Origin of the sequence: Halomonas sp. BC1, from assembly GCF_002078135.1 — a bacterium.
In the GTDB taxonomy this organism is placed as follows: Bacteria; Pseudomonadota; Gammaproteobacteria; order Pseudomonadales; family Halomonadaceae; genus Vreelandella; species Vreelandella stevensii.
In genome coordinates, this window is the sequence record NZ_LFGS01000017.1 from 116,280 (window position 1) to 120,318 (window position 4,039).

The 4,039-nt window shown below is 59.9% G+C and carries 5 protein-coding genes; 3 read left to right on the forward strand and 2 right to left on the reverse strand.

The window, feature by feature from the left end:
• Positions 1–795: YicC/YloC family endoribonuclease (locus B7L72_RS13610; protein ID WP_081194997.1), on the reverse strand; the 795-nt coding region annotated here is incomplete at its 3' end.
• A 150-nt stretch (positions 796–945) separates the two neighbouring features.
• Here B7L72_RS13610 and rph point away from each other — a divergent pair.
• Positions 946–1,683 carry a ribonuclease PH gene (rph, locus tag B7L72_RS13615; protein WP_016915558.1) on the forward strand — a complete coding sequence of 246 codons (738 nt, stop codon included), beginning with the start codon at positions 946–948 and terminating at the stop codon, positions 1,681–1,683.
• A gap of 71 nt (positions 1,684–1,754) precedes the next feature.
• Here rph and B7L72_RS13620 read toward each other — a convergent pair whose 3' ends face one another.
• Complete coding sequence (locus tag B7L72_RS13620) at positions 1,755–2,522, reverse strand: exodeoxyribonuclease III (protein WP_016915559.1); 768 nt, start codon at positions 2,520–2,522, stop codon at positions 1,755–1,757.
• 151 nt (positions 2,523–2,673) lie between these two features.
• Here B7L72_RS13620 and pyrE point away from each other — a divergent pair, with 151 nt between their 5' ends.
• Both pyrE and B7L72_RS13630 read left to right on the forward strand, forming a co-directional pair.
• Positions 2,674–3,348, forward strand: a complete 675-nt coding sequence (gene pyrE / locus B7L72_RS13625; RefSeq protein ID WP_081138510.1) for an orotate phosphoribosyltransferase — start codon at positions 2,674–2,676, stop codon at positions 3,346–3,348.
• 33 nt (positions 3,349–3,381) lie between these two features.
• On the forward strand, positions 3,382–3,936 hold the full coding sequence (locus B7L72_RS13630) for a YfaZ family outer membrane protein (RefSeq protein WP_081138508.1): 555 nt from the start codon (positions 3,382–3,384) through the stop codon (positions 3,934–3,936).
• The last annotated feature ends 103 nt before the right edge of the window (positions 3,937–4,039 follow it).

Consider the following 4,039-nt stretch of genomic DNA (forward strand, 5'->3'; position numbering starts at 1 on the left):
CCACCCGACCGAGAGCGTATTCGCTTCCCGGTTAAGTTCCTGCATTAGGAAGTCCAGGCGGCGGCCTTTGGGGCCTTTTTGGGCGAGCTGGTGGCGCACTTCGTCGATATGCGCGGTGAGGCGGTCCAGCTCTTCGTCCACGTCGGCTTTTTGGGCCACCAACACCAGTTCGGCTTCCAGGCGCTGGGGGTCGAGTTCGGTCTTGGCGACTTCTAAACGTTCCAGCAGCTGGGCCCGCTGGCGTTCCAGGATTTGCGGCATCAGGCTGCGTACGGTGGCCACTTGCTCGCTGACGGCGTCCAGGCGGGTGGTGATCATCTCGGCCAGCTTTTCGCCTTCCCGGGCGCGGGCGTCGATCAGTTCCTTGAGCGCCTGGTCGAACAGCGCTTTGGCGGCGGCCTTGATGGCGTCCTGGTCCAGGTGCTGGGTTTCCATCACGCCGGGCTGGTTGAGCAGCGCAAGCGTGGTGGGCGGTACGGCGCTGGGCACCTGCTGCTGAATGGCCGCCAGGGCGTCGGCAATCTCTTGCAGGCGCGCGATGTTCACCGCCGGTGCCTGGGCGGTGTCGGCGCTCTCGAAACGTACGCTGCACTCCACCTTGCCACGCGCCAAGCGGGTACGCAGCGCTTCGCGCAGCAGCGGCTCCAGGTCACGCAGGCTTTCGTGCAAACGAAAATGCGGCTCCAGGTAGCGCTGGTTCACCGAACGTATCTCGACCTGCAGGGTGCCAAAAGGGGCGGCCTGCTCGGCGCGGGCGAAGGCGGTCATGCTGTGAACGTGGCGGGGGCTGGCCATGGGGGCTCCTGTGGGTCGCGTTTTGGTCAGTCTACCTGATCTTGTCGGGGCGGGGTGGCTTGAATGGGCCTGGCCTGAATAGCCCCATGCCGGGTGGCGTTGACGTGTACAATGGTGGGCCTTTTCAACGTAATGATGATGTGAGGTGCTATGCGTCCTGATGTAGTTCGCCCCAGCGGTCGCGAGGCCAACCAGCTGCGTGAGATTCGTTTGACCCGCGACTTCACGCGCCATGCCGAAGGCTCTGTGCTGGTGGAGTTTGGCGAGACCAAGGTGCTGTGCAACGCCAGCGTGGAAGCGGGCGTACCGCGCTGGCTGCGTGGCAAGAATCAGGGCTGGATTACGGCGGAGTACGGCATGCTGCCCCGCGCCACGCACTCCCGCAGCAACCGCGAAGCCACCCAGGGCAAGCAGGGTGGTCGCACGCTGGAGATTCAGCGGCTGATTGGCCGTAGCCTGCGCGCGGCGGTGAATTTGAAGAAGCTGGGTGAGTTCACCATTACCGTGGATTGCGATGTGATCCAGGCCGATGGCGGCACGCGCACGGCGGCCATTACCGGTGGCTGCGTGGCGCTAGTGGATGCCATTCGCTACCTGCAGCGGGAAAAGAAGATCAAGGGCGACCCCTTCAAGCAGTTGGTCAGCGCCATTTCCGTGGGCATTTACAAGGGCGTTCCGGTGCTGGACCTGGACTACCCGGAAGACAGCAAGGCCGATACCGACCTTAACGTGGTGATGACCGAAAACGCCGAGCTGATCGAAGTGCAGGGCACCGCCGAAGCAGGCGCGTTCAACCGCCAGGAACTGAACGCCATGCTGGACCTGGCCGAAAAAGCCGGTGAAGAGCTGCGCGAGAAGCAGCGTGAAGCGCTGGGCATTCGCGGCTAGGCGGGCCTGAAACGCAACAGGCCAGCGGTAAGCTGGCCTGTTGCCGATGCGACGCGGGAAGTAGCTAACGCTTAGAGCGCTAAATCATACTCAACGATCAGCGGTGCGAACTCGGAGAAGGTCGCATCGTAATCAATCCACGCGTCTACCACATGGCGCCGGAAGTTGGGGCCGACCAGCTGGTAGTCGATCCGCCAGCCTTCCTGCCGGTCCCGGGGTACTTCCTGGTCCAGCTTGGGCCACCAGGTGTATTCGCCAGCATCGCGATTGATCTCGCGGAAGGTGTCGATGAAACCGGTTGGGCCAAGCACCTGGTCCATCCAGGCACGCTCTTCCGGGCGGAAGCCGGAGGTGAGCTGATTGTCCGACCAGTTGGCCAGGTCGACGGTCTTGTGGGCAATGTGCCAGGTACCGCAGATGATGTATTCGCGGCGCTTGCGCGACATCTTCGTCAGGTACTCCTGGTACTGCTCCATGAACGCCTGCTTGGCTTTCTGGTCACTTCCGTCGGGCATCAGGAAAGTGGCAATGCTGAAACGGTCATAGTCCGCCTGCAGAAAGCGCCCTTCGTGATCGCACTGAGGAAACCCCAGGCCGTACATGATGGCCTTGGGGATTTTGCGGCAATAGAGCGCCACACCGGCGAAACCATCCTCCTCGGCATCCAGGAAATAGCCTTCGTAGCCTTCCGGATAGAGAATATGGTCACCCAGTTCAAAACTTTTTGCCTTGATGTTCTGCACGCAGACCACGTCGGCATCCTGCTGAGCCAGCCAGTCCAGGAAGCCACGGTCGACGGCATCACGAATACCATTGACATTGATGCTGGCAATTTTCATAAATCGTCCCTTTTGCGTCGCTGCTGTATGATACCCGACGTTTAGACGTTTGGGTAAATAGACAAACCAATTCTTGCTATTTAGCCCCGTTTTATTGTTGCGTTTGACTTACATTCCTATCGACCACACCTACCGACAAGAGAACACCGCCGTGGCCACCACTCTACAACCCTACCAACGCGATTTCATTGCCTTCGCTATTGAGCAGGGCGTGCTCAAGTTTGGCGAGTTCACGCTGAAGTCGGGGCGAGTAAGCCCTTACTTTTTCAACGCAGGCCTGTTCCAGACGGGCCGAGCGCTGGCCAAGCTGGGGCGTTTCTATGCCCAGGCGATTGTCGATAGCGGCCTGCAGGCCGACGTGCTGTTCGGCCCTGCCTACAAGGGCATCCCCCTGGCGGCGGTCACCGCGGCGGCCCTGGCCGACCACCACGACCGTGACATGCCCTACGCCTTCAATCGCAAGGAAGCCAAGACCCATGGTGAAGGCGGTAACATCGTGGGGGCTGAGCTGGCGGGCGATATCTTGATCATCGATGACGTGATCACGGCGGGCACGGCCATCCGCGAAGTCATGACCCTGATCGAGCAGAGCGGCGCTCGGGCGGGCGGCGTGATCATTGCTCTGGACCGCCAGGAGCGTGGCCAGGGCGAGCAGAGTGCTATTCAGGAAGTACAGGCGCAGTATGGCATGCCCGTGGTCAGCATTGTGACGTTACAGCAGGTTCTAACTTACCTGGAAGAGCACGCCGACAGTGAGGTTGCTGCCTACGCCGATGCCGTGCGTGCTTACCGGGATTGCTACGGTGTCAGTAATATATTACGCTAGCCTAATTTTTACCTTACAGGAAGCATGAGATCAATGAAGAAGAGTGTATTCGTTGTCGGTATTGTCATCATGGCCGTGGCCAGTCAGCAAAGCCATGCCTTCAGTGTCGGCGCGACGGCGGGGGAGAACTCCTACAGTATTCAGGGCACCAAGCGTATCGTCCCTGGGCTGCATGCCGGTATCGGTTATTACTCGAGCGATGATAGTGGCGGGGATGCCAAGGCCTATTCCGGGTCGCTTATGCTCACCCCTTATACACCGCTGGTGGACGTCAGTGTGGGTGCGCGTTACCAGTATCTGGATACTGACTATGGCAATGGCGGCAATCTGGGGCTGGGTGGTAGCGCCTATATTCCGACGCCGATTCCTCGGGTTTCGCTGGGTGGCGATGCACATTACTTCCCATCTGCCCTCTCCCATGGTGATGTGGATGAAAGCTATGAATATGGTGCAAATGCCCGCTTCCGGATTTTGGGCAATAGCTACCTGACCGGCGGTTACCGCTATTTCAAGACCGACTTCGATGGCAGCGCTGGGTCGCGGACACTGGAAAGCGGCTGGGTGTTCGGCCTCAGAGTAGGGTTTTAAAGGTTCTTCGTCACTTCACGTGGATTTGGCCTGATCGAACAGGCGGCCCACCGGGCTGCCAATCAGGTAGATCATGGCAATGAAGTTGGCTTCGTTCCGGTAG

Coding starts and splice junctions, on each gene's coding strand:
- B7L72_RS13630 (WP_081138508.1), top strand. CDS start 3,382: ATGAAGAAGAGTGTATTCGTTGTCGGTATTGTCATCATGGCCGTGGCC.
- rph (WP_016915558.1), top strand. CDS start 946: ATGCGTCCTGATGTAGTTCGCCCCAGCGGTCGCGAGGCCAACCAGCTG.
- B7L72_RS13620 (WP_016915559.1), bottom strand. CDS start 2,522: ATGAAAATTGCCAGCATCAATGTCAATGGTATTCGTGATGCCGTCGAC.